This is a genomic window from Mumia flava (assembly GCF_002797495.1).
In the GTDB taxonomy this organism is placed as follows: Bacteria; Actinomycetota; Actinomycetes; order Propionibacteriales; family Nocardioidaceae; genus Mumia; species Mumia flava.
This window is the reverse complement of sequence record NZ_PGEZ01000001.1, coordinates 1,947,438-1,971,263: the sequence shown is the minus strand read 5'-3', so window position 1 is coordinate 1,971,263 and position 23,826 is coordinate 1,947,438. Positions and strand designations below refer to the sequence as shown.

Below are 23,826 nucleotides of genomic sequence, written 5' to 3'. Positions count from 1 at the left end.
GACGTCACCAGGAGACCCGCAACGGCGCGCCGCAGGCACCGTCCCGCCCGCGTCCGGGTGAGCCGGTCTCCCCCGGACCGTCGAAGTCGGCTGCTCCGCGGTCGGACGCACCCCGGCCCGCGGCACCGGCCCCGGACGCTCCGGCGAAGGAGGCGCCCGAGGCCCCCAAGCCGGAGGCCCCGAAGTCGGCACGGCCCGCGCCTGCACCGTCGGAGGCGTCGCGGCCCGCGCCGCCGACGCCCGCACAGCCGACGCCCGCACAGCCGACGCCCGCCCAGCCCACGCCGGCCCAGCCCACGCCGGCCCAGCCCACGCCGGCCCAGCCCACGCCGGCCCAGCCCGAGGCAGCCAAGCCCGCACCACCGAGCCCGCCGAGGACGAAGCCGGACTCCCCGGCTCCGGGCCCGGCCTCCTCCGGCGCGCCGACATCGCAGCCGTCCGGGACAGCACGCAAGGACACGGGGTCCACCAAGCCCGACCCCTCGGCCCGACCGGCCGCGGGTGCCGCTGCCGGTCCGCGCGCGGAAGCGGCGGTCGCACCGACGGCCCCGACCACCGGCGCACCGGCCCAGCCGACGACCCGCCCCACGGCACCCACGGGTTCCCCGGACGCACCGCGACGCAAGGGTGTGCCGATGCCGGCGGCGACGGCGGGATCGATCGCCGCTGCCGCTGAGCGCTCGCAGGACGGTCTCGACGGACCCGGCGACGCGACCCGCGTCCAGCCTGCGGTGGCGGAGCCGGTGCCGGCCCCGGCGCGCCGACCGAAGCCGTACGACGAGCCGGCGACGTCGACGCAGCCGGCTGCGGCCTCCCCCAGCCGGAAGGCCCGCCTGCGGATCCACCGGGTCGACCCGTGGTCGGTGATGAAGATGTCGTTCGCCCTGGCGATCGCCCTCGGCATCGTGACCGTCGTCGCGGTGACGATCGTCTGGGCCGTGCTCGGCGCCGCCGGCGTGTGGGAGGCGATCAACCAGAGCGTCGCCACCGTCCTGAACGACAACGCCGACGCCTTCGACATCTCCGAGTACGTCGGGTTCGGCCGGATCATCGGGCTGACGATCGTGATCGCAGCGATCGACGTCGTCCTGATCACGGCCCTCGCAACCGTCGGCGCGTTCCTCTACAACCTGGCCGCGCACCTGCTCGGCGGGTTCGAGGTGACGCTCGCCGAGGACGACTGACCTGTGTCCGGTGAGCCCGGGCGGACCCGATTTGGGGCCGCTCGGGGTCACCGGGTAAAGTCTCCGTCGGCTCACCTGAGCAGGTGAGAGGGGCCTATAGCTCAGCTTGGTTAGAGCGCTTCCCTGATAAGGAAGAGGTCACAGGTTCAAGTCCTGTTAGGCCCACCGTTTCGTCGTGGCCGGGCACCCTACGGGTGCGGCCGGCCCGCTGGTACCGTGTCTGCGGGTGGCGGTCGTCGCCCGGCGCTGCCGCGCCGGGAGGGATCGCCGATCCCCCAGCACCCATCGTGAGGAGACCCGGATGAAGAAGATCATCGTCGCGCTCGTGGCTGCCGCGGGCGTGTTCTTCGTTGTGAAGAAGAAGAAGTCCGGCAAGACCGAGGAGCCGTGGTCGGAGGCCACCGACCAGGTCTGAGACCGGTTCCCGCGGTCTCCGGATCGCGGTGCCAGGGGCTGTGGCGCAATTGGTAGCGCACCTGCTTTGCAAGCAGGGGGTTAGGGGTTCGAGTCCCCTCAGCTCCACCCGTCGTGCTGGGTCGCCCCGCACCGGTTCAGCAGCCTGCGGGCGCTGACGCGTCGGCTCCGGCGGGTCGGACGTCGAGCCGGACCTCGTCGGAGACACCGACCAGATAGGTGCTCCCGCGCTCACGCGTCCACGAGGTCGGCAGCAGCACGTACTGGTCGCCGGCGACGATCAGCAGGGCGAGGCCCGCGTACGTCAGCCGGTAGCCCTCGTCCTCGGACGGAACCTCCGCCGTGTCCGCCTCGCACAGCCGGACGCCTTCGCCCGCCGGGATTCCCAGGTCGCGGGTGCTGTGCACGAGGACGGTCGGTCCGGTCGGGAGACCATCCACGAGGTCGGCGGCGCGCTGCCGGCCGACCGCGGCGGAGTAGTCGGCCACGGCCCAGAAGAGCGCGAGCGCGACGACGACGAACACCGCGACCGTCTCGAACGCCCGTGCCCGCCGTTGTGCCGGAGTCACCCGTGCCGCTCGCGCGCGCAGGACCGCTGCGAGCAGGAGGACGCCGGCGACCAGCGACAACGGGGCCACGACGAGACCGTCCACGGGAGCGCGCCCGAACAGACCGAGGATCCCTTCGAGGGTGAGCAACGCACCGAGGACCAGAGCGACCGCCGGTGTCGCGCGCGCGGTGAGGACACGACGGAGGGCATCGGGGGCGACCGCGACGACCCAGCTCGCTCCCACCGTCAGCAGGGCCACCACGGCGACCGGTACGAACAGGCCGTCCTGGGCGCCGAGGAGGTAGTCGGTCGTGCTCAGGTGGAGAACCGTCGTGTCGAGCCCGAAGTAGCCGAAGAGCGCCGCCGCGCGCGACCAGCCGAAGAAGAAGAGCAGCGCCGTCAGCAGGGTGACGGGGGCGACGACCTGCCCGACGATCCGCGCGAGCCGCGAGACGGTGACCGTGGTGTCCGTCTCGGCGTCGGTCACCGCGCCTCCACCGGCGCGCTGTCGCTCGGATGACCGAGGCCCTCGGTGATCTCTCCACCGTCGCCCTCGTCGACGCTCTGCTCCGCGGGTGCCTCACCGTCGTCCGTGCCGCCGTCGTCCGTGCCGCCGTCGTCGGTGCCGTCGCCGTCGTCGGTGCCGTCCCCGTCGTCCGTGCCGTCACCCTCGTCCGTGCCGCAGGAGTCGTCGGTCACGACCTGGAGGGTGGAGCCACGCTCGATCTCGGTCCCGCCGGGCGGGTCGAAGCCCTGGTAGCAGGGCCCGTCGCCCCACACGATCTCGACGCACTCGGTGCCGTCCCCGCAGGCGTCGACGACGACCCCGCGGATCGCGTCCTCGAGGCCGGCGAGCGGTTGTCCGGGGTCGGGCACGCTCGGGACGTCGATCGGGGACCCGGTGGCTCCCCCACCGCCTCCCCCACCGCCTCCTCCTCCGCCGCTCCCGCCGCCCGACCCGCCGCCGTTCCCGGACCCGCCGTCCCCGTCGTCGGTGCCGCCGTCCTCGCCGCCGCATCCCGCGAGCAGCACGACTGCCAGCAGCGCGGCCCCCAGCCTCTGTCGCATCGCGAGCACCTCCCCGGTGTGCGGGGGATATCGCGAAGGTAGTCCCGCCGAGGACTCACCGCGCGCCCGGTTGCACGCGCGGGACGGCGGGTCTCAGCCCGACGGGCTTGAAAGCGATACCCCGGGGGGTAATATCGACGCATGAGCGACTCCCCGGAGCATCGGATCGTGGTCGTCGGTGGCGTCGCCGGCGGCATGAGCTGCGCCGCCCGTGCCCGCCGGCTCGACGAGCGTGCCGAGATCACGGTGCTCGAGCGCGGCGAGCACGTCTCGTTCGCGAACTGCGGCCTGCCGTACCACGTCGGCGGTGAGATCGACGACGCGGCGGCCCTGCTGGTCCAGACTCCGCAGAGCCTGCGCGCCGCCCTCGACCTGGATGTCCGGACGGGGCACGACGTCGTGGCGCTCGACGCACGGGCGAAGACGGTCACGGTCCGGACCGCGAGCGGCACGCACGAGCTCCCGTACGACACCCTCGTCCTCTCCCCTGGTGCCCGTGCGGTGCGGCCGGCGATCCGCGGGTTGGACTCACCGCGCGTCCGCACCCTGCGGACGGTCGACGACGCGATCACGCTGCGCGAGCGCGTGGACGACGGCGCGCGTCGTGCGGTCGTGCTCGGTGCCGGGTTCATCGGGGTGGAGGCCGCCGAGGCGCTGGCCGGGCGTGGGCTCGAGGTCGAGCTGGTCGACGTCGCTCCTCACGTGCTTCCCGCGCTCGACCCGGAGCTGGCGCACCTCGTCGCCGCCGAGCTCGGCCGGATCGGCGTCCGGACCCGTCCTGGCACCGCGGCCACCGAGATCGTGCCGCGCGAGGGCGGCGACGAGGTCCTGCTCGCTGACGGGACCGTGCTGGAGGCGGACCTGATCGTGCTCTCCGCGGGCGTGCGGCCGGACACCGAGACCTTCGAGGCCGCGGGGGTCGTGTGCGAGCGCGGCGCCGTGGTGACCGACGAGCACGGACGGACGAACCTGCCCGACGTGTGGGCCGTCGGCGACGCCGTCGCGAGCACCGACGCCGTCACCGGCCTGCGCCGTCCCGTCGCGCTGGCCGGCCCGGCGAACCGTGCCGGCCGCCTCGTCGCCGACGCGATCGTGCGCGGTCCGGACGCGAGCCGACCGATCCCCGCTCCACTCGGCACGACCGTCGTGCGTGTCGGCGACCTGACCGCGGCGACGACCGGCGCGAGCCGGCGCGCCGTCGCCGAGGCCGGGATCGCCGTGCACACCCTGCACCTCCATCCGCTCCACCACGCCGGATACTTCCCCGGTGCCGAGCCCCTCCACCTGGTCGTGCACGTCCGTGCGGGCGACGGGCTGCTCCTCGGGGCCCAGGCCGTCGGTTCGTCCGGGGTCGACAAGCGCATCGACGTGCTCGCGACCGCGTTGCGCAACCACGCGACCGTCGCCGACCTCATCGACCTCGACCTCGCGTACGCCCCGCCGTACGGGCAGGCCAAGGACCCGGTGAACCTCGCCGGGCTGGTCGGCTCGAACGTTCTCGACGGGACCCTGCGGCTCTGGTACGCCGACGAGCTCGAGGACACGCTGCGGACCTCGCTGGTCCTGGACGTGCGCAGCGAGGCGGAGTTCGCCTCCGGCCACCTGCCCGGGTCGGTGAACGTCCCCCACACCGACCTGCGCGAGCGCATCTCCGAGGTGCGTTCGGCGGCGGGTGGACGCCCGGTCCGCACCCTGTGCGGATCCGGGGTCCGCTCGCACCTGGCCCATCGGATCCTGGCGCAGGCGGGACTCGACTCGGCCTCGCTGTCCGGCGGCATGCTGACCCTGCGAGCGACGCTCGCTGCGACGGCCGACCAGATCCTCACCACCGACGACCCGCTCGCCCGAGCGTCGTGACGCCGACGCCCTGCCCGCCACCGACCGAGGAGACCCCATGGCCACCGATGCCGAGACCCAGCGCAAGATCCTGAACCGGCTCAAGCGGGCCCGCGGCCAGCTGGACGCGGTGATCACCGCTGTCGAGACCGGCGGTCGGTGCCGCGACGTGGTCACCCAGCTCGCCGCCGTCTCGAGTGCGCTGGACCGCGCCGGGTTCGCGATCGTCTCCACGGCACTGAAGGACTGCATCGCCGACCCCGAGCAGGCCGCGACCGACGAGGACGGGCTCACCACCGACGAGCTCGAGAAGCTCTTCCTCATGCTGGCCTGACCGCGCGACCCCCCGACCCGTTCGACCCGAGCCGAAGGAGCACCCCATGTGCCAGCCCGCCACCTGCCGGACCTGTGGCAAGACCACCTGGACCGGATGTGGACGCCACGTCGACGACGTGATGCGCAACGTCCCTGCTGACCGCCGCTGCGCGGGGCACGACTCCGAGCAACGACCCGGCCTCCTCGGACGACTGCTCGGCCGCTGACCGACCTCAGGTCTCGACCGACGTCAGGTGCGGTCGCTTGGCGACCCGGCCGTCCCCGGACGACCGGCCGCTCAGACGTCGCCCCAGCCACGGGCCGACGTGCGTGCCGAACCACGCAGCCTCACCGAGCGCACGCTCGGCGATCCTGCGGGCCGGTGGTGGCGGGAGCGGGTGACGCCAGCGGTCGTCGGCACCGGGGACACCCACCAGGTCGGCCATCGCGTCGGCCAGCAGCAGGTGACCCTCCGGGTTGAGGTGCAGGCGGTCGTCCGCCCACACCCGGGGGTCGCCGGCGGCGGGGACGGCGGCGGCGTCGAGCAGCAGCGCCCCACGTCGGCTCGCGATCTCCCGGATCCGGTCGGAGAGGTCGTCGACCCGACCTCTCAGCAGTCGACCGACCGGCGAGACGCTCGACAGATCGGGGAAGGTCATCAGGAGGACGTCCGCACCGGCGTCGCGCAACCGCGCCGCGACCGCGTCGATGTCGGCGGCGACCGTGCCCCCGTCGAAGCGCGGCCGGATAAGGTCGTTCATCCCGACCAGGACGCTGGCGAGATCCGGCTCGAGAGCGCAGGCGGGACCGACCTGGTGGGTCCGGACCTGACGGGTCACCGTGCCGCGGACCGCCAGGTTCGCGTACCGCAGCCCGGGCCAGGCCCGTGCCATCCGGACCGCGAGACGATCAGCCCACCCGCTCGGAGTGCCGTCGCGGTACGGCTCGTCGCCGACGCCCTCGGTCGTGCTGTCGCCCAGGGCGACGAAGCGCGCGTACACCGGGCCTACACGTGCTCGAGAGCGAACGCGGTGGTGGTCGCCAGCACGTCCGCTCGGTTCGTCTCGTTGAAGATCTCGTGCCGCGCCCCGGGGTAGATCCGCTCGGTGAGGTCGGTTCCTCGGATCGCCTCGATCCCTGCTCGCGTCGCGTCGATCGGCACCAGCTCGTCCTCCGACCCGTGCATCCACAGCGTCGGCAGGTCGCCGAGGTCGCCCGCCTCGGTGATCAGCTCCAGCTCGGACCTCAGCGCGAGCAGCGTCTCCCGCCGGAACGTCCCGTGCCACACCAGCGGATCGTTGCTGTACGCCTCACCGACCGCCGGGTCGCGCGAGAGCGTCGCGACGTCGATCGGGATCTCCGGGATCTCCGGCAGGTCGGCCAGGGCGAGGGCGGCCCACGACCCGAGCACCGGACCCGAGAGGATCAACGCGGACAGGCCGTCACCGTAGCGCTGCGCGTAGCGAGCGGCGATCATCCCACCCATCGAGTGTCCGATCAGCACGACCGGCAGGCCCGGATGGTCCGCACGGGCGTCCGCGACGACGTCGTGCAGATCGTCGACCACGGGCTCGAAGTCGGCGATCGAGACACGTTCCCCGCCGGAGCGCCCGTGCCCGACGTGATCCGGTCCGACCACCAGCGCCCCGTCGTCGCCGAGGCGGCGCGCCACCTCCTCGTACCGGCCGAGGTGCTCGCCGTAGCCGTGCACGAGCACGGCGATCCAGGTCGCCTGCGGGTTCGGCCAGTGGTGCACGGCGAGATCGTCGTGACGACCCGGGCGGGTGCTGACGTGCGCGGTGCTGGGGAGGGGTGTCATGAGTCGGATGCTCGCAGCGGCGGCGCGTCGCGGCAACCGTCACGCCGTCAGGGGCGACGGGCGAGCGCTCCGACGGCGCTCGTGGTGAGCCCGTCCGCGAGGGAGGCGACGTCGTCGACGACCTCGACCGCTCCGGCGTCCCGGAGCTCGTCCGTCCCGACCCCGCCCGACCGCACGGCCACGAAGGTGACGCCTGCGCGCACCGCGGCGTGACCGTCCCACATGGCGTCGCCCACGAGCACGGCCCGCTCGGCGGGGATCCCGGCGCGCTCGAGCGCGACCTCGACGATCCCCGGTTCCGGCTTGGCCTCGTCGACGTCGTCGGCGCTCGTCACCGCATCGACCAGGTCGTCGCAGTCGAGCACGCTCCGCGCCCGCTCGAGCTCGTCGGGCGGCGCCGAGGTGGCGAGCACCACGGCCAGTCCGATCTCCTGGCACCGGGACAGCAGATCCCGTGCTCCCGTGAACGCGCGCAGCTCCCCGGCCCGCGCCGCGTACTCCGCCGCGTGCGCCTCCTTGACCGCGCGGCGTGCGTCCTCGTCGGCGTCCGGCACGAGGGTGTCGAGAAGTCGCTCCCCGTCCATCCCGATCGCCCGGTGGGTGCGCCAGTCGTCCACCGCCATGCCGTGCTGCGCGAAGGCGGTGTGCCAGGCGGAGACGTGCAGGTAGTTGGAGTCGATCAGCGTCCCGTCGACGTCGAACAGGACGGCGGCTCGTGCGCGGCTGGGTGCGGTCATCCCCCGAGCCTGCGCGACGACGCGGGCTCCTGCAACAGCGCCGACCGCGCCCGGGCGACCTGGACGAACCGCGGCAGCACGTCGGTGGGGTGCATCACGACGCTGGACCGTGCCACCGCCAGCAGGGCGTCGACCTCCGACGGGTCGAAGTACCCGGCGTGGCGGTACGTCTCGATCCGCAGGCACAGCCCGTCCACGTCGAGCTCGGGGTGGAACTGCGTGGCGTAGACGTGCCGGCCGACCCGGAACGCCTGCACGGGGCACGCAGCCGAACCGGCGAGCCGGACGGCGTGCGGCGGCAGCGACGTGATCGCCTCCTTGTGTCCGACGAACGCGTCGAACCGCCGCGGCAGCACGCCGAAGACCCCGTCGGCGCAGCCGTCCTCCGTCAGCGTGATCGGGACCGACCCGATCGGCTCGGCGTACGTGCGGTCGACCACGGCGCCCTGGTGCGTCCCCAGGGCTCCGATCCCGTAGCACGCACCGAGGAACGGGAAGTCGGCGGCGACCACGCGATCGAGGAGGAGGGCGAGATCCTCTTCGGCGCGCCGCTGCGCGGGGCTCTTCTGGTGCTCCGGGTCGCTCGCGTTGTACGGCCCGCCGCCGAGGACGATCCCGGCGAAGGCCTCGAGGTCGAACGGCGGCAGCGGGTCGCGATCGAGCCGGTGACGATGCAGGTCCGACGGCTCGAGACCGCTGAACCGCAGGAACGCTGCGTACTCGTCGTCCGCGGCGGCGTCGTCCGCCCGGATGCTGAGCAGCAGGAACGGCTTCACCCTGAGACCCTACGCGCGGTCACGCTCGTGCGCGGCCTCAGTCCACGTCGGACAGCAGCGAGCCACGCTCCGCACGCCGGCGGCGCTGCTCGGCCGGGTCCGGCACCGGGGCAGCGGCGATCAGCTGCCGGGTGTAGTCCTCGCGCGGGTTCCGCAGGACGTCGGCTCGGCTGCCCTCCTCGACGATCCGACCGCCGCGCATCACCGCGACCCGGTTCGCGACGGCATCCACGACGGCGAGGTCGTGGGTGATGAACAGGCAGGCGAACCCGAGCTCGCGCTGGAGCTCGCCGAACAGGTCGAGGACGGTCGCCTGGACCGACACGTCGAGCGCCGAGGTCGGCTCGTCGGCGATCAGGAGGTCGGGATCGAGCGCGAGGGCCCGCGCCAGACTCACCCGCTGGCGCTGTCCCCCCGAGAGCTCGTGCGGGTAGCGCCGCGCGAAGGCCGGCGGGAGCTCGACCCGCTCGAGCAGCGCGGCGACCTTCGCCCGGCGCTGCGTGTCGGAGAGCCCGCTCTGGACGCGCAGCGGCTCGGCCACGCAGTCGCTGATCGTCATGTGGGGGTTGAGCGACGCGGCCGGGTCCTGGAAGACGAACCCGAAACGTCCCCGCAGGTCCCGCAGCGCGCGGTCGGACATCCCGCCGATGTCGGTGCCGGCGACGGTGACCGTGCCGGCGGTGGGCTTCTGGAGGCCCACCGCCACCCGGCCCAGGGTCGACTTGCCGGACCCCGACTCGCCGACCAGCCCGAGCACCTCGCCGCGTCGGATCTGCAGGTCGACGTCGTCGACCGCGCGGAAGTCCGGTCGTCCCAGGCCGCCTCGGAACTCCACCACGAGACCGCTGGTGGTCAGCACCGGCGGCGCGTCCTCGGCGACGTCGGGTCCCCCGGTGCCGTGGCCGAGGTGCGGCACGGCGCCGAGCAGCCGGCGCGTGTACGGGTGCCTCGGTGCGGCGAAGAGCCGGTCGGTCGGAGCCTGCTCGATGATGCGGCCGCGATACATCACGACCGCACGGTCGGCCATGTCGGCGACGACGCCCATGTTGTGGGTGATCAGCACGATCGCCGTGCCCAGCCGCTCACGCAGGTCGAGGAGGAGCTCGATGATCGCCGCCTGGACGGTGACGTCGAGGGCGGTCGTGGGCTCGTCGGCGATGATCACGTCGGGCTCCAGCGCGATCGCCATCGCGATCATCACGCGTTGCTTCTGACCGCCCGACAGCTGGTGCGGGTAGTAGTCGACGCGGTCCTCGGGATCGGGGAGCCCGACCAGCTCGAGCAGCTCGACCGCGCGCGCCTGCGCGTCCGTGCGGGACAGCTGCGTGTGAGCGCGCAGCGTCTCCACGATCTGCCAGCCGATCGTACGGACGGGGTCGAGCGCCGTGCCCGGCTCCTGGAAGATCATGGCGATCCGCCGCCCCCGGATGGTCCGGAGCCGTCGCGGCGGGAGCCCGAGGAGCTCGGTCACCTCGCCCTCCTCGCTGCGGATCGTCGCGGACCCCGAGACCTCGGCGGTCGCAGGCAGCAGGCCCAGGACGGCCCGCGAGCTCACGGACTTGCCGGACCCGGACTCGCCCACGACCGCGACGACCTCGCCGGGCGCCACGTCGAAGCTGATCCGGTCCACGGCGCGCACCGGCTCGGCGTCGGTGCGGAAGCTCACGGCCAGGTCGGTCAGGCTGAGCGCCGCGACCCGCCGTACGTCCGGGTCGATCCGCGCCGCGTCGTCGAGCTCCGCCTCGTCCAGCCCGGACGACGTGACGGCCTGCGCGTACTCGCGCTCGACCTCCTCCTCGTCGGCCGTCGTGACAGAACCGGTCCGCGTGCGCAGCATCGGGTTGAGGACGTCGTTGAGGCTCTCGCCGACCAGCGTCACGCCGATCACCATGAGCACGATCGCCAGACCCGGGAACACACCGGTCCACCAGATGCCGTTCGTGGCGTCCGGCATGGCCTTGTTCAGGTCGTAGCCCCACTCCGCGGCCGACGAGGGCTCGATCCCGAAGCCCAGGAACCCGAGGCCGGCGAGCGTGAGGATCGCCTCGGAGGCGTTCAGGGTCGCGATCACGGGAACCGTCTGGCGGACGTTCGACAGGACGTGCCCGAACAGGATCCGCGGGGTCCGGGTCCCGATCACCCGCGCAGCGTCGACGTACGGCTCGGCCTTCACGGCGAGCGTCGCGTTGCGTACGACCCGGAAGTACTGCGGGATGAACACGACCGTGATCGAGATCGCCGCCGCGAGGATGCCGCCCACGACCCCCGACGATCCCCCGGCGAGGACGATCGACACGACGATCGCGAGCAGCAGCGACGGGAACGCGTACAGCGCGTCGGTGACGAGCACGAGCGCACGGTCGAGCGTGCCGCCGAGATAGCCCGACAGCAGCCCGAGCGGCACCCCGACCGACAGCGACAGCGTCACCGCCAGCACGATCACCGACACCGCCGTACGGGCGCCGTAGATCACGCGGGAGAAGACGTCCTGGCCGCCGACGGTCGTCCCCCACCAGTTCTGTGCCGACGGGGGTTGCTGCGTGCCGAACCGGACGCCGTCGACGCCGGTCTGGTTGAAGCCGTACGGAGCGATCCACGGCGCGAACACGGCGAGGACGACGAACAGGACGACGAGGGTGATTCCGACCAGGAGCATGGCCCGCTGGAGGCCGCGGGTCGAGACGATCAGGGAGCGCACGGGATCCTCCTCAGAACCGGACCCGGGGGTCCACGAAGGCGACGATCACGTCGATGACGAGGCTCGCGAGCGCGACGACGAGCGCGATCACCGTCACGATGCCCTGCACGGCGATGAAGTCGCGCTTGATCAGGTACTGGGCGAGCGTGTAGCCGATGCCCTGCCACTCGAAGGTGGTCTCGGTGAGGACGGCACCGCTGAGGAGCAGGGCCACCTGGAGACCCATCACCGTGACCACGGGGACGAGCGCGTTGCGGAAGGCGTGCTTGCGCTCCACCCGGCGCTCGGTCACGCCGCGGGCGCGGGCGGCGGTGACGTAGTCGGCGCGCTGCGTCTGGATCAGGTTCACCCGGACCAGCCGCAGGAACACGCCGCTGGTGAGCAGCCCGAGCGCGAGCGCCGGCAGGATCGCGTGCAGGAGGACGTCGCCGACGTACGCGGGGTCTCCCCAGAGGATCGCGTCGATGATCATGATGTGCGTCTGGGGGTCGACGTCCTGCAGCGCCAGCTCGGTCGACGTGCTCGCGCGACCGGCGACCGGGAGCCCCAGCGGGACGAACGCGAGCTTGAGCAGCAGTCCGAGGAAGAAGACGGGTGTGGCGTAGACGAGGATCGAGAACAGCCGCAGCGCGGCGTCCGGCCAGCGGTCGCGGTTGCGCGCCGCCATCCGCCCCAGCGGCACGCCGACGCCGAACGCGATGATCAACGCCCAGAACGCGAGCTCGAGCGTCGCGGCCCCGTTCACGACGAGCACGTCGGAGATCTCGCGGCCGTCGGTCATCGCGGTGCCGAAGTCGCCGTGGAGGATGCCGGTCAGGTAGTCCCAGTACTGCTGCAGCAGCGGGGCGTCGAGCCCGGCCTGCGCCTTGCGCTCCGCGATCTGCTCGGGCGAGAGCCGCCCGCCCTGGGCGGCGGTGATCGGGTCGCCGATCACCCGCATCAGGAGGAAGACGAACGTCACGAGGATGAACATCATCGGGATCACGAGGAGGACCCGGACCAGGAAGTAGCGGGCCAGCGGACTGAGCCCTCCGCGTCTGCGGGTCTGCGGCTCGGGGCTCTGGGGCCGGTCCGGCACCGAGAACGTCTCGGCGGTCGCCATGAGGCACCGCTCCCTTCTTACGACTGATGTGCGGACGACGATCCCGTACGGGGCTCGTGCGCTGGCAGGCCCGGGCGGGCCGCGACCGGTGCCGCGGCCCGCCCGGGCTCATCGGGTCCCGTCGAGCCCGACGGGACCGCTGATCACTTGGACAGCGAGGTGAGGCGGAACTTGAACGCGGCGTCGAGCGTGTTCTCCACCCCCTGCACCTCGTCGGTCGCGACCGCGACCTGAGCGCCCGACAGCAGCGGGAGGATCGGCAGCTGCTCGGCCACCATCTGCTGTGCCTGGCCCATCAGGTCCTCGCGCGTCGCCGGGTCGGACTCCGTCCGCTCGGCGTCGAGCAGCTTCGTCATCGCGGGGTCCTCGTAGTGCGACTGGAGGAAGTTGTTCGGCGCGAAGAACGGCGTGAGGTAGTTGTCGGCGTCGGGGAAGTCCGGGAACCAGCCGAGCTGGTACGCCGGGTAGGCGTCGGCGACGCGCTCCTCGGAGTAGGTGGTCCACTCGGTCGACTGGAGGTTGACCGTGAACAGCCCGGACTCCTCGAGCTGACGCTTGACCTCGTTGTACTCCTGGTCCGAGCTGGAGCCGTAGTGGTCGGGGTTGTACTGCAGGTTCAGCTCGACCGGTGTCGAGACGCCGGCGTCGGAGAGGTACTTCGCCGCCGCGTCCGCGTCCGGTGCGGAGCCGTACAGCTCCTCGAACGGGGTCGTCGCGCCCGGCAGACCCTCGGGGATGACCGAGTACGCCGGGACGTAGGTGCCCTTGTAGACCTGCTCGGAGATCGCCTGGCGGTCCACCAGCGACGCCGCCGCCTGGCGCACGGCCAGCTTCTGGGCGTCGTCCGCGCCCGGCATCGTCTTCAGGTTGAACACGATGTAGCGCAGCTCGCCGCCGGCCCCGGTGTGCACCGTGACGCCGTCGGTGTCCTCGAGGCTCTCGATGTCGGTGGGCGACAGCGAGCGCCACGCGACGTCGATGTTCTGCTTCTCGATGTCGAGCTTGAGGTTGTTCGCGTCCGCGTAGTACTTGATCGTGACCTGCGGGATCTGGGCGGCGTTGTACGCGCCGTCGTAGTCGTCGTTGGCCTCGAACTCGGCGAGCTGGTTCTTCTCGTACGAGCCGATCGTGTACGGGCCGGAGAAGCCCTGGGCCTCGACGGCCTCCTCGTCGGACAGCACCGCGTCCGCCGGGTAGACCGACTCGTCGACGATCGGGCCGGCCGAGGTGACGAGGACCTGCGGGAAGGTCTGGTCGTTCGGGGTCTTGAGGGTGAAGACGACGGTCGTGTCGTCGGTCGCCTCGACGCTCGCCATGTTGGTGAGCAGCGACGCAGGCCCGTTCGGGTCGTCGATGTCGACGATCCGCTGGAAGGAGAACGCGACCGACTCGGCCGTCAGCGGGTTGCCGTTGGCGAAGGTCAGCCCGTCCTTCAGCGTGCAGGTGTAGGTCGTCGGGGTGTCGAAGTCGCACGACTCGGCTGCGTCGGGCTGCGGTGAGTCGGCGCCCTCCGGGAAGTTCAGGAGGTACTGGTAGACCTGGGTCTGCACCATCAGCGAGCCGTTGTCGTACGCTCCCGCCGGGTCGATGGAGACCACCTTGTCGGTCGTGCCGAGGACGAGGGAGTCGGATCCTGAGTCCGGGTCCGATCCGTCGTTGCCTGCCCCGCACGCGCCCACACCGAGGGTGAGAGCAGCAGCGCCGGCGATTGCGGCCGCTGCGCGATACTTCTTCACGTCGTAACTCCTCGCGTCAAGTCGGGCCGCGCCGCGATAATTCACGGGCATTCGCGGCCAGATCGGTAGGGATTTCGGAAAGGGAAACCGGACGGCACGCTACTCCTGGAGCGGTTCGATCCCTAGGGTGCGGGCGCGGTCTTCACCCGACTGTTACCGAGAGCGAGCCGTGGGTGACCCGGTGGGCCTCGCAGGATCTAGAGTGCGCGGGGTGGAGAGTGCAGCAGGTGGTCCGAGCGACCCGGCGGACCCGCGACCCGAGGTCGAGGTCCGTCCGGACGTCGCCGTATGGCTGACCGGGCCCGGTGGCGGGTGGAGCGCCGAGGAGCGCGCCTCGTGGGTCTCGGAGGCGCAGTACGCGGTGGCGAGCGACTTCGAGCTGGAGGCGGAGCCGAACGGCGTGGCCCTGCGCGAGTACCTCCTCGCCCTGCTGACCTCCTTCTCGCAGTGGGACACGCACGCCGACCTGACGTTCTTGCGGCTCCGGACGATCGCGGACGCACCGGTCCCGGTCGGCCTCGAGCTGTACGCCGCGCAGGACGCGGCCGACATCGCGCACGACCTCGGCATCGCCCCGCCCTCGAACGACCCCGCAGCATGGCTCGTCGACCTGCACGGCGCCGTCAGCCCGGACGAGAGCGCCGGTGAGGTGTCGCGGGAGAGAGTCACCGACGCCCCCGGGTGGGAACGCATCGTCTCCTGGGTCGCCGAGCCCGAGGTGACCTCACGGGTCCGCTACGTCCGGCGCTTCGCCGGGTCCGACGTCGTCGCGGTGCTGCGGTGCGGCGGGCTCGATCCCGCGGCGACGATCGAGGCGCTGCCGGACCTGGACGACCTCGCGGCCGCCGTGGTCGTCGGAGGCGAGTCGTGAGCGCGCGGCCGGTCAGCGGCTACCGGGTCGCGCTTCCGCCGCCCTGGACGCGCATCCCGTTGCGCCGCGGCACCGAGGACGCGGTCCGCGCGATCGTCGACGACGTCGCCGAGCACCACACGCCGAAGGAGATCCCGCCGGACCAGGTCGGACCCAAGAAGCGCGAGCTGGTCGCGGCGATGATGACGCAGGCGCGCGAGTCCGCCGACAAGGGCGGCGTCGACCTGTACATCCCGCTCGACGCGATCCACGGCTACGCGGTCGAAGCGTCGTTCGTCGTGAGCGAGGTCACACCGAGCGCGTTGATGGAGGCCGACGAGGTCCCGCAGGTGATGGCCTCGTTGCTGCGGGATCCAGGCACCGAGCCGGTCACGGTCGCCGACACCGTGTGGGTGCGACGGCTCGTGGAGGTGCCCCCGCCGGACGCGGACTCGGCGCCGTCGAAGCGGGTGGAGTACGTGACGGCCTTGCCGGGAGCTCCGCGATACTGGATCCTGTCGTCGTTCGCGACGGTCGGTGATCCGATCACCGGAGCCGACGGCGAGGGCGACCTTCGCATCGAGCTGTTCGACGCGATCATGTCGACGTGGCGCTGGGAGTACGACGAGGAGGGGTCCGGTGGCTGACCTGAAGGTCGACTACTACAGGCTGGAGGACAGCGAGCGGGTGATGAGCCAGCTCAAGAGCGAGTTCGACGGCATCGAGGACGACGTCAGCGACAGCACGAGCGTGTGGAGCCATCCGAAGGTCCGCGATGCGATGGGTGACTTCGCCGGCAACATGGACTACAACCGCAAGAAGCTCTCGCAGAAGCTCCAGGACTGCGGGGAGAAGGTCAGCAACACCCTCGAGACCTTCCGCGGCGCCGACGCCGAGCTCGCCAAGCAGCTCGACGAGGAGCGTGAGGGATGAGCGCGCGCCACGGCGACTGGCACCTGCTCGGCTACGACGAGGACCCGGTCCCGGGGTCGTGGACCGACATCCAGGACGCCGGCACGCACTACACCCGGGTCGCGAACAAGATCGAGAGCCAGGTCCGGCGGCTGCGCAACCTTGCCGACGACGACGAGATCCTCAAGGGCGAGTACGCCGACGGGCTGCGGGAGTCGTGCCGCGACACCGCGGACGACCTCGAGCGTGCCCAGGGGCGGTTCGAGACCGTCGGCAGCCAGCTCGGACAGTGGTGGGAGCCCGTCCAGACCGCGAGGACCGAGACGTGGGGTGCGCTCCAGGACGCGGAGGAGGCCCAGAGGTCGCTCGACCAGAACCCGGAGCCGATGCCGCGCCCGTACGGCGGGCCGGAGCTGACCCCGGACCAGCAGGACGCACGGGACCGCCAGCAGCGCCACCACGACAACGCGGTCGGGGCGATGGAGGCCGCCCGCGGACGGGCCCGCCGCGCGCTGGAGCCGTACGACGAGAAGGCCGAGTCCGTCGCGAAGGCGATCCGCGACGCCTCCGACGACGACATGAAGGACAGCCGCTGGGACCGGTTCAAGAACTGGATCGACGACAACGCCGGGTGGCTGAAGACCGTCGCGGACATCATCGGCTGGGTCGTGACGGTGGTCGCGGTGGTGGCGCTGTTCTGCACGCCGGCCGGGTGGGTGCTGGCGCTGGTGGCGGCGATCGCACTGGTCGGGGTGGGGATCAGATTCATGCTCGCGGCGAGCGGCAACGGGTCGTGGGCCGACTTCGCGATCGACCTCGTCGGTGTGCTCACGCTCGGCACCGGCAAGATCGCTGCGAGCCTGGCCAAGGTCGGCCGGACGGCGACGTTGCGGGCGATCGCCCCGCGTGCGGCCAACCTGGCGCGCGGCCGCGCGGTCACGGCGGCGCGTGAGGCGTTCACCAACGCCCGGTGGTTCCGCAAGCCCGGGGTCTGGCTGACCAGGTCCAACCCGATCTCGCGCTGGATGGCGGGACGCACCGCGTACACCACGACCAAGCACGCGTGGCTGACCAAGGAGCTCCCGGACGTCACGCGCGTGGAGACGCTGCTGGCGGGCCTGGACGACGGGGCGGCGGCGATGCGCAAGGAGCTCGCGGCCCTGCGGACCCAGTTCCCCGACCTGGTGTCGCCGATGTACTCCCGCTCGGCGACGGCCGCGCTGCGCGCGGCGCAGGTCGGGACGGGCGTCGACGCGCTCGACAAGTCGCTCGGCGGCATCCCCGGCGTCTGGGACGGTGTCGGCCCGTACGGCGACCTGAAGGACACCACGAAGTACGCCCCGGGCGGCCACCTTGGCTGAGCCCCGCGCGCCGATCGGCGACGCGCCCCGCTGGGTCACGGTGCACGTCCTCGTGCTCGCCGCGACCATGGCCGTCGCGATCGCCGCGGGGCTGCTGCTCGGCGAGGACGCGTCCGCGTGGGTCCGCGGCTTCCTGGCCGTCGCCGGCGTCGCGAACCTCCTGAGCCTGGCCCGGCAGTACGGCCGCCGCCGGGACCGCGTCGACGGCGGAGAGCTCACCTACGTGCGGCTTGCCACCGTCTTCATGACGCTCCTGCCGACCGCAGGCTACTTCCTGACCTGGCCCGTCGGGATCGCGCTGCTCGCCTGGACGTTCCTCGGCCGTCGGCACCGGGCCCGCGCCGACGGCTGAGCGGCCGGCGGGTCGGTTCGCCCGGTTCGTTACCCTGGGAGCGGCGCGCGCGTGCCGTCGCGCACCTCGTCGGCCTGTCCCCAGGAGCTCATGCGATGACCAGCACCCAGCACTCCGCGCTCAACCAGTCGCTCGCGTCGTTCGACCCCGAGGTCGCGGCCGCCATCGACGCGGAGCTCGGCCGCCAGCGCGACACCCTCGAGATGATCGCGTCGGAGAACTTCGCCCCGCTCGGTGTGCTGCAGGCGCAGGGCTCGGTGATGACCAACAAGTACGCCGAGGGCTACCCGGGCAAGCGCTACTACGGCGGCTGCGAGTTCGTCGACGTGACCGAGACCCTCGCGATCGACCGGTTGAAGGCGCTGTTCGACGCGGAGTACGCCAACGTGCAGCCGCACTCGGGCGCGCAGGCGAACGCCGCCGCGATGCACGCGCTGATCAAGCCCGGCGACACGATCCTCGGCCTGGACCTCGCGCACGGTGGTCACCTCACGCACGGCATGCGACTGAACTTCTCCGGCAAGCTGTACGACGTCGTGGCCTACCACGTCCGCGAGGGCGACAACCTCGTCGACATGGAGGAGGTCCGGCGGCTCGCGAACGAGCACCGCCCGGCGCTGATCATCGCCGGCTGGTCCGCGTACCCCCGCCAGCTCGACTTCGCCGAGTTCCGGGCGATCGCCGACGAGGTCGGCGCGAAGCTCATGGTCGACATGGCCCACTTCGCCGGGCTGGTCGCCGCCGGTCTGCACCCGAGCCCGCTCCCGCACGCGCACGTCGTCACGTCGACGACCCACAAGACGCTCGGCGGCCCCCGCGGCGGAGTCGTGATGACGAACGATCCCGAGATCGGCAAGAAGATCCGCTCGGCGGTCTTCCCCGGACAGCAGGGCGGTCCGCTCGAGCACGTGATCGCAGCGAAGGCCGTCGCGTTCAAGATGGCGGCGCAGCCGGAGTTCGCCGACCGCCAGCAGCGCACGGTCGAGGGCGCGAAGCTCCTCGCCGAGCGGCTCACGGCCGACGACATGACCCAGGTGGGCGTCAACGTCCTCACCGGCGGCACCGACGTCCATCTCGTGCTCGTCGACCTGCGCGAGTCTTCGCTCGACGGCCAGCAGGCCGAGGACCGCCTCCACGAGGTCGGCATCACCGTCAACCGCAACGCGGTCCCGAACGACCCGCGGCCGCCGATGATCACCTCCGGCCTGCGGATCGGCACGCCGGCGCTCGCCACCCGCGGCTTCGGCGCCGACGAGTTCCGTGAGGTCGCCGACATCATCGCCGAGGCGCTGCAGCCCGAGGTCGCTGATCTCGACGGCCTCCGCAAGCGCGTCGCCGCCCTGACGGAGCGGTTCCCGCTCTACCCCTCGCTGAGCCCGCTGGCGTGACCGCACCGCACGACGACCAGCCATCCGGCCCACGGGTCGGATGGTTCTCGCGGCGCCTGTGGGGGCTGCACGCGCTGGTCGTCGTGGCGGTGGTGTTCTGCTTGTTCATGGGGCTGTGGCAGATGGGGGTGTACGACACCCGGCGCGAGCACGAGCGCGCCGACCAGCAGGCGGTCCCGGAGGTCGCCCTCACCGAGGTCCTCGGTCCCGACGACGCCTTCACGGCGACGGCCAACCATCGCCCGGTCGAGCTCACCGGCACGTACGCTCCCGCCGGCGACCAGGTGTGGGTCTCCGGACGCGACCAGGACGGCACGGACGGCTACTGGCTGGTGGCCCCGGTCCTGGTCGACGGCGTCGAGGCGGGCGCGGCCGGGCGTCCGCCGGCGCTGCTCGTCGTCCGGGGGTGGTCGGCGGAGGCGGGCGACGTTCCCGAGCCCGCCGCCGGCCAGGTCACGATCTCCGCGGTCCTGCAGGCAGGCGACGCCCGCGGGAGCGGACTCGACCCCGACTCCCGTGTGATCGACGGCGTACGGATCCCGGCGCTGGTCAACGACCTCCCCTACGACCTGTACGGCGGGTACGGGATCGTCACGGACCAGACCCCGCCCGAGAGCGCGGACCTGGCGCCGGTCGCACCGCCGGATCCCGAGGTCTCCTGGAGCGCGGGTCTGCGCAACCTCGCGTACGCGATCCAGTGGTGGATCTTCGGCGCGTTCGCGGTGTTCATGTGGTGGCGGATGTGCACCGACCTGCGCAACGGACCGGGTGGCGACCGTCCGTCCGGCGCCCGGCCCGCACCGAAGCCGCTTGCGACCGCTGAGTAACCTGGCGACGTGGAACGGCTTCTCACGACCTACCGGGTCTTCGCGCTGATCGTCAGCGTCTTCGTGATCTTCGTCGTCGGCGGGTGGATCCTGAAGATGCTGGTCGACGAAGGATCCGGGCTCTACTCCTTCGGCGAGCTCACCGCGTCGATCTCGCCGGTGCACGGACTCTTCTACATGATCCTGCTGGTCGTCACCGCGATGCTGTCGCGGCGCGCAGGGTGGCCGGTCGGCTTCACCATCGCCACGATGCTGCTGGCGACGATCCCGTTCGTGAGCTTCCTCGCCGAGCACCGCGCGACCGAGCGCACCCGCGAGGCGATGGCCGCGGAGCAGGCAGCGCTCGCCTCGGAGTAGGGGTCTCGATCCTCGCTCCGCTCGGCCTCGACCGGCGGGTACGGCTCCGCTCGGCCTCGACCGGCGGGTGCGGCTCCGCTCGGCCTCGACCGGCGGGTGCGGCTCCGCTCGGCCTCGACCGGCGGGAGGCGTTCAGCGACCGGTGTACGTCGCCTTGCCGGGCCCGTCGGTGAGGAACGAGCGGATCGCGTTGCGCATGTCCTCGGTGTCGTACAGCGCCGCCGCGATCGAGGTGATCGCCTCGTCGGCCGCTGCCACGCCACCGGCCTCGACCCGCCGCAGCACCTCCTTGGTCGCGGCGTGGGCGCGTGTCGGGCCGGCGGCGAGGGACGCGACCAGCGCACCGACGGCGTCGTCCAGCTCGTCGGCGGGGTGCACGCGGTTCACCACGCCCCAACGCTCGAGGGTCGCCGCGTCGTAGAGGTCGCCGGTCATCACGAACTCCTTCGCCCGACCGATGCCGGCGCGGGAGGCGAATCGCTGTGTCCCGCCCATCGTCGGGGTCAGGCCGACGACCTTCTCGACGAGCCCGAACCGCGCACGGTCGGACGCGACGATCAGGTCGCAGGCGAGCGCGACCTCGAGAGCCCAGGTCAGGCACAGGCCGTGGGCCGCGAACACGACCGGCAGATCGAGCGCAGCGATCCGCAGCGGGAGCTCGAGCATCCGGTCGAAGAGCACCTTGCCCTCCGCAGCCGAGGACTGCGCGTCGAAGAGCCCGACGTCGACGCCTCCGGAGACGACCCTGCCCTCGGCCCTGATCAGCAACGCCCGGGGCGGTTCGGCCTCGATCGCGTCCAACGCTGCCTCGAAGGCGTCGTGCAGGTCGGTGGTGTACAAGTTGACCGGCGGCGCCGCGATCGTGAGGATCGCGACGCCGCCGTTGTCACGGGAGAGCTCGACAGTCACCCGTCGTTCTTATCGGATGACGGCTCCGCCGGCGTCGACGGGTCCGTCTCCTTGCCCTCGTCCGCCAGCGGGTCGTCGCTGGCCGCGGTGCCGCTCGATGAGTCCGTCGGCGTCCCGACCGGGCGTACGGGTGCGGGCGGCGGAGGCGGCGGCGTGTAGGACCCGCCGGACGAGTCGCCGCTGAGCTTCTTCGCCACGAACGCGATGGCGCCGCCGATGGCGGCCACGAAGACCAGCTTGCGCAGCCGGTGCTTCTTCTTCTTGGGCTCCTCGGCGGCCTCCGCGGTCGACTCCGCGTACTTGTCGGCCTTCTCCGACGCAGCGGCCGCAGCCACGGCCGCGAGGGCGGCGGCCTCCTTGCGGGCCTTCTTCGCCTTCTTCTTGGACACCTCGCCGGCCTCCTTCGCCCGGGCGGTGGCGTCGGCGACGGTCGGTGCTGCCGCTTCCTTGGCGCGGTCGATCGTCGGGCCCACGCTCTCGCTCAGGCTGCCGGCAGCGTCGGACAGCGTCGACGACGCCTCGTTCCACAGCTCGCCGGCCTTCTCGGTGGCGGCCTCGCGCTTCGACTTCTTCTTGCGCAGCATGCCTCGCCCTTCCACTGATCGACATCTGGGACCTCCCACGCTACCGAGCCGACGGCGTGAGCGCCGATGGAGTGCAGTCGAGGCGATCCGCTGGCGGGCTGGTGCGGCATGGGAGGATCGGGGCGAGACAGCTCCGAACGAGAGGGACATCGTGGCGAACCAGCCCACCGTGACGCTGAAGACGAACCGCGGCGACATCGTGATCACCATGTTCGGCGACCACGCGCCGAAGACCGTCGACAACTTCGTCGGCCTGGCGACCGGCAGCAAGACGTGGCGTGACCCGGAGACGGGCGCCGATCGCAACGACCCGTTCTACGACGGCCTGACGTTCCACCGCGTCATCGACTCGTTCATGATCCAGGGCGGCGACCCGGTCGGGAACGGCACCGGCGGCCCCGGCTTCGAGTTCGAGGACGAGTTCCACCCCGACCTGCAGTTCGACAAGCCGTACCTCCTCGCGATGGCCAACGCCGGGCCGGGGACGAACGGCTCCCAGTTCTTCATCACGACCGTCGCGACGCCGCACCTGAACCGTCGCCACACGATCTTCGGCGAGGTCGCCGACGACGACAGCAAGCGCGTCGTCGACGCGATCGGGACCACCGCCACCGGTCGGATGGACCGCCCGGTCGATCCGGTCGTGATCGAGACCGTCGTCGTCGAGAGCTGACCCGGTAGTGACCCAGCCGCCCGAGGGGCCGGCGCCCGGCGCGCCTGCCCCGCCGCACTGCTACCTGCACCCCGACCGGGAGACGTACATCTCCTGCCAGCGCTGCGGCAAGCCGATCTGCCCGGACTGCATGCGCGAGGCCTCGGTCGGCTACCAGTGCCCGACCTGCCTGCGGGTCGGGCAGGCCCAGGTCCGGCAGCCGCGCACGGCGGCGGGTGGCCTGGTGCCCGGGCGGCCCGGGACGGTGTCGATGACCCTGATCGGGATCAACGTCGTCGTCTTCGTGATCGCCACCGTGACCGGGGGTGGGGTCAGCGCCTTGATGGAGTGGGGCGCCATGCTTGCCCGGTCGGTCGTGGCGCACCCCAGGACTCCGGACGAGCAGCTTCTCACCGGCGTCGCCGATGGCGCCTACTGGCGCATGCTGACTTCGGCGTTCCTGCACTGGAACTGGCTGCACATCCTGCTGAACATGTACGCCTTGTACCTGTTCGGCCCGCTGCTCGAACGCTATCTCGGTTCGGCTCGCTTCCTCGCGGCGTACCTCACAGCAGCGGTCGGGTCTTCGGTGTTCGTGTACTGGCTCTCGCCCGTCTACGGGCTGACGGCCGGCGCCTCCGGGGCGATCTTCGGACTCTTCGCGATGGCGCTCGTGGTGATGTACAAGCAGGGCGCTGACTTGCGGCCCCTGCTCGTGCTGCTGGGTCTCAACGTCGCCTTCACGCTCTTTGGATCCAGCATCAGCTGGCAGGGTCACCTCGGGGGTTTTCTCACCGGTCTCCTCCTCGGCGCCGCCTTCGCCTACGCGCCCCGGGAGCGGCGAGCGCTCGTCCAGTACGCCACCTTCGGGGTGCTGTGGCTCGGGATCCTCGTCGCTACCATCGCTCGGACGGCCCAGCTCACCTGACGAATGACACCGCTGTCGTTCTCCACAGAGTTGTTCACCAATGTGGAGAATGACAGCGGTGTGATTTCCCCAGGATCACTCACAGCTGGGGACGAGCACGCTCGCGCGCGAGGCTCACTCCCACTTCATCGCGAAGCCGAACGCCGCGACGATGAAGCCCATCCCGATCACGAGGTTCCAGCCCTGGAGATCCTGCATCACCGGGATGTCGTTGCCGGCTGTGTAGAACAGCACGATCCACACCAGGCCGATCACGGCGCACGCGATCATCAGCGGGGCCGCCCAGCGGTTGCCGATCTTGACCGGCTTCGTCTTCTTGGCCGTCGCAGCGGACTTCTGCTTCGCGTCGGCTTCTGCGCGCTTGGCAGGGTTGCCGGAGCGCGACGGATCCGACTCGGCGGCGGACTTGGACGACTCGGCTTCGGACACGGGGTAACACCTCGGGCAGGTCAGGCTCGCCCGCGGACGGGC

General features: G+C 71.8%; 27 protein-coding genes and 2 tRNA genes. 16 read left to right on the top strand and 13 right to left on the bottom strand.

The features are described from left to right. Positions 1-4: 4 nt before the first annotated feature. Entirely contained in the window at positions 5-460 is a 456-nt protein-coding gene (locus CLV56_RS09295) for a hypothetical protein (RefSeq protein ID WP_157805120.1), read from the bottom strand. A gap of 175 nt (positions 461-635) precedes the next feature. On the opposite strand from CLV56_RS09295, the gene CLV56_RS09290 reads away from it, so the two are divergent. The 4 genes from CLV56_RS09290 (at position 636) to CLV56_RS09280 (ending at position 1,706) form a co-directional block, all read left to right on the top strand. Next, a complete protein-coding gene (locus CLV56_RS09290; protein ID WP_100415108.1) occupies positions 636-1,184 on the top strand; it encodes a DUF3566 domain-containing protein in 549 nt (182 codons plus the stop codon). Between the two features lie 90 nt (positions 1,185-1,274). Continuing rightward, a tRNA-Ile gene (locus tag CLV56_RS09285) sits at positions 1,275-1,349 on the top strand. Positions 1,350-1,485: 136 nt separating this feature from the next. After that, positions 1,486-1,599, top strand: a complete 114-nt coding sequence (locus tag CLV56_RS20850; RefSeq protein ID WP_170224780.1) for a DLW-39 family protein — start codon at positions 1,486-1,488, stop codon at positions 1,597-1,599. Positions 1,600-1,633: 34 nt separating this feature from the next. Next, positions 1,634-1,706, top strand: a tRNA-Ala gene (locus tag CLV56_RS09280). 29 nt (positions 1,707-1,735) lie between these two features. On the opposite strand, the gene CLV56_RS09275 is transcribed toward CLV56_RS09280, so the two are convergent. Together CLV56_RS09275 and CLV56_RS09270 are read right to left on the bottom strand one after the other, a co-directional pair. Then, the gene (locus CLV56_RS09275; protein ID WP_039363232.1) at positions 1,736-2,635 is read right to left on the bottom strand and encodes a hypothetical protein; all 900 of its coding nucleotides are present in this window, start codon (positions 2,633-2,635) and stop codon (positions 1,736-1,738) included. Continuing rightward, positions 2,632-3,216 (bottom strand): hypothetical protein, encoded by a 585-nt coding sequence (locus tag CLV56_RS09270; RefSeq protein ID WP_170224779.1) that lies wholly within the window; start codon positions 3,214-3,216, stop codon positions 2,632-2,634. The genes CLV56_RS09275 and CLV56_RS09270 overlap by 4 nt, the downstream gene beginning before the upstream one ends. 141 nt (positions 3,217-3,357) lie before the next feature. Between CLV56_RS09270 and CLV56_RS09260 the strand changes: the two genes are divergently transcribed. Together CLV56_RS09260 and CLV56_RS09255 are read left to right on the top strand one after the other, a co-directional pair. Continuing rightward, positions 3,358-5,073 (top strand): FAD-dependent oxidoreductase, encoded by a 1,716-nt coding sequence (locus CLV56_RS09260; protein ID WP_039363227.1) that lies wholly within the window; start codon positions 3,358-3,360, stop codon positions 5,071-5,073. A gap of 37 nt (positions 5,074-5,110) precedes the next feature. After that, on the top strand, positions 5,111-5,386 hold the full coding sequence (locus tag CLV56_RS09255; RefSeq protein ID WP_039363224.1) for a metal-sensitive transcriptional regulator: 276 nt from the start codon (positions 5,111-5,113) through the stop codon (positions 5,384-5,386). A 214-nt stretch (positions 5,387-5,600) separates the two neighbouring features. On the opposite strand, the gene CLV56_RS09250 is transcribed toward CLV56_RS09255, so the two are convergent. The 7 genes from CLV56_RS09250 to CLV56_RS09220 all read right to left on the bottom strand — a co-directional run bounded on the left by CLV56_RS09250 (position 5,601) and on the right by CLV56_RS09220 (position 14,235). After that, complete coding sequence (locus CLV56_RS09250) at positions 5,601-6,368, bottom strand: SGNH/GDSL hydrolase family protein (RefSeq protein WP_039363221.1); 768 nt, start codon at positions 6,366-6,368, stop codon at positions 5,601-5,603. Positions 6,369-6,373: 5 nt separating this feature from the next. After that, on the bottom strand, positions 6,374-7,186 hold the full coding sequence (locus tag CLV56_RS09245) for an alpha/beta hydrolase (protein ID WP_039363219.1): 813 nt from the start codon (positions 7,184-7,186) through the stop codon (positions 6,374-6,376). Between the two features lie 47 nt (positions 7,187-7,233). Continuing rightward, a complete protein-coding gene (locus CLV56_RS09240) occupies positions 7,234-7,923 on the bottom strand; it encodes an HAD family hydrolase (protein ID WP_039363217.1) in 690 nt (229 codons plus the stop codon). Then, entirely contained in the window at positions 7,920-8,699 is a 780-nt protein-coding gene (locus tag CLV56_RS09235) for a glutamine amidotransferase (protein WP_100414731.1), read from the bottom strand. Before CLV56_RS09235 ends, CLV56_RS09240 begins: the two co-directional genes overlap by 4 nt. A gap of 37 nt (positions 8,700-8,736) precedes the next feature. After that, on the bottom strand, positions 8,737-11,397 hold the full coding sequence (locus CLV56_RS09230; RefSeq protein ID WP_100414730.1) for an ABC transporter ATP-binding protein/permease: 2,661 nt from the start codon (positions 11,395-11,397) through the stop codon (positions 8,737-8,739). Positions 11,398-11,407: 10 nt separating this feature from the next. Next, the gene (locus CLV56_RS09225) at positions 11,408-12,499 is read right to left on the bottom strand and encodes an ABC transporter permease (RefSeq protein WP_039363214.1); all 1,092 of its coding nucleotides are present in this window, start codon (positions 12,497-12,499) and stop codon (positions 11,408-11,410) included. A gap of 143 nt (positions 12,500-12,642) precedes the next feature. Next, a complete protein-coding gene (locus CLV56_RS09220; RefSeq protein WP_039363211.1) occupies positions 12,643-14,235 on the bottom strand; it encodes an ABC transporter substrate-binding protein in 1,593 nt (530 codons plus the stop codon). A gap of 211 nt (positions 14,236-14,446) precedes the next feature. Between CLV56_RS09220 and CLV56_RS09215 the strand changes: the two genes are divergently transcribed. The 8 genes from CLV56_RS09215 (at position 14,447) to CLV56_RS09180 (ending at position 20,282) form a co-directional block, all read left to right on the top strand. After that, a complete protein-coding gene (locus CLV56_RS09215) occupies positions 14,447-15,106 on the top strand; it encodes a hypothetical protein (protein WP_100414728.1) in 660 nt (219 codons plus the stop codon). Further along, positions 15,103-15,732, top strand: coding sequence for a hypothetical protein (locus CLV56_RS09210; RefSeq protein WP_039363205.1), 630 nt, complete (start codon positions 15,103-15,105; stop codon positions 15,730-15,732). The genes CLV56_RS09215 and CLV56_RS09210 overlap by 4 nt, the downstream gene beginning before the upstream one ends. Next, complete coding sequence (locus CLV56_RS09205) at positions 15,725-16,018, top strand: hypothetical protein (RefSeq protein ID WP_039363203.1); 294 nt, start codon at positions 15,725-15,727, stop codon at positions 16,016-16,018. The genes CLV56_RS09210 and CLV56_RS09205 overlap by 8 nt, the downstream gene beginning before the upstream one ends. Further along, entirely contained in the window at positions 16,015-17,358 is a 1,344-nt protein-coding gene (locus CLV56_RS09200; RefSeq protein ID WP_039363199.1) for a hypothetical protein, read from the top strand. Before CLV56_RS09205 ends, CLV56_RS09200 begins: the two co-directional genes overlap by 4 nt. Beyond that, positions 17,351-17,710, top strand: coding sequence for a hypothetical protein (locus CLV56_RS09195; protein WP_039363196.1), 360 nt, complete (start codon positions 17,351-17,353; stop codon positions 17,708-17,710). The genes CLV56_RS09200 and CLV56_RS09195 overlap by 8 nt, the downstream gene beginning before the upstream one ends. A 95-nt stretch (positions 17,711-17,805) precedes the next feature. After that, positions 17,806-19,098 carry a serine hydroxymethyltransferase gene (glyA, locus tag CLV56_RS09190; RefSeq protein WP_039363194.1) on the top strand — a complete coding sequence of 431 codons (1,293 nt, stop codon included), beginning with the start codon at positions 17,806-17,808 and terminating at the stop codon, positions 19,096-19,098. After that, a complete protein-coding gene (locus tag CLV56_RS09185) occupies positions 19,095-19,925 on the top strand; it encodes an SURF1 family protein (RefSeq protein ID WP_100414727.1) in 831 nt (276 codons plus the stop codon). The genes glyA and CLV56_RS09185 overlap by 4 nt, the downstream gene beginning before the upstream one ends. Before the next feature lie 9 nt (positions 19,926-19,934). After that, a complete protein-coding gene (locus tag CLV56_RS09180) occupies positions 19,935-20,282 on the top strand; it encodes a DUF3817 domain-containing protein (protein WP_039363186.1) in 348 nt (115 codons plus the stop codon). 132 nt (positions 20,283-20,414) lie between these two features. Here the strand turns inward: CLV56_RS09180 and CLV56_RS09175 are convergent, their stop codons facing one another. Both CLV56_RS09175 and CLV56_RS09170 read right to left on the bottom strand, forming a co-directional pair. After that, a complete protein-coding gene (locus CLV56_RS09175; RefSeq protein ID WP_039363185.1) occupies positions 20,415-21,191 on the bottom strand; it encodes an enoyl-CoA hydratase/isomerase family protein in 777 nt (258 codons plus the stop codon). Beyond that, complete coding sequence (locus tag CLV56_RS09170) at positions 21,188-21,775, bottom strand: hypothetical protein (RefSeq protein ID WP_039363183.1); 588 nt, start codon at positions 21,773-21,775, stop codon at positions 21,188-21,190. The genes CLV56_RS09175 and CLV56_RS09170 overlap by 4 nt, the downstream gene beginning before the upstream one ends. 151 nt (positions 21,776-21,926) lie before the next feature. On the opposite strand from CLV56_RS09170, the gene CLV56_RS09165 reads away from it, so the two are divergent. Then, the gene (locus CLV56_RS09165; RefSeq protein ID WP_281254210.1) at positions 21,927-22,448 is read left to right on the top strand and encodes a peptidylprolyl isomerase; all 522 of its coding nucleotides are present in this window, start codon (positions 21,927-21,929) and stop codon (positions 22,446-22,448) included. Positions 22,449-22,455: 7 nt separating this feature from the next. Next, positions 22,456-23,355: a rhomboid family intramembrane serine protease gene (locus tag CLV56_RS09160; protein ID WP_039363181.1), complete on the top strand. Its 900-nt coding sequence runs from the start codon at positions 22,456-22,458 to the stop codon at positions 23,353-23,355. Positions 23,356-23,469: 114 nt separating this feature from the next. Here the strand turns inward: CLV56_RS09160 and CLV56_RS09155 are convergent, their stop codons facing one another. Beyond that, positions 23,470-23,784 (bottom strand): cell division protein CrgA, encoded by a 315-nt coding sequence (locus tag CLV56_RS09155; RefSeq protein WP_100414725.1) that lies wholly within the window; start codon positions 23,782-23,784, stop codon positions 23,470-23,472. Positions 23,785-23,826 lie beyond the last annotated feature (42 nt).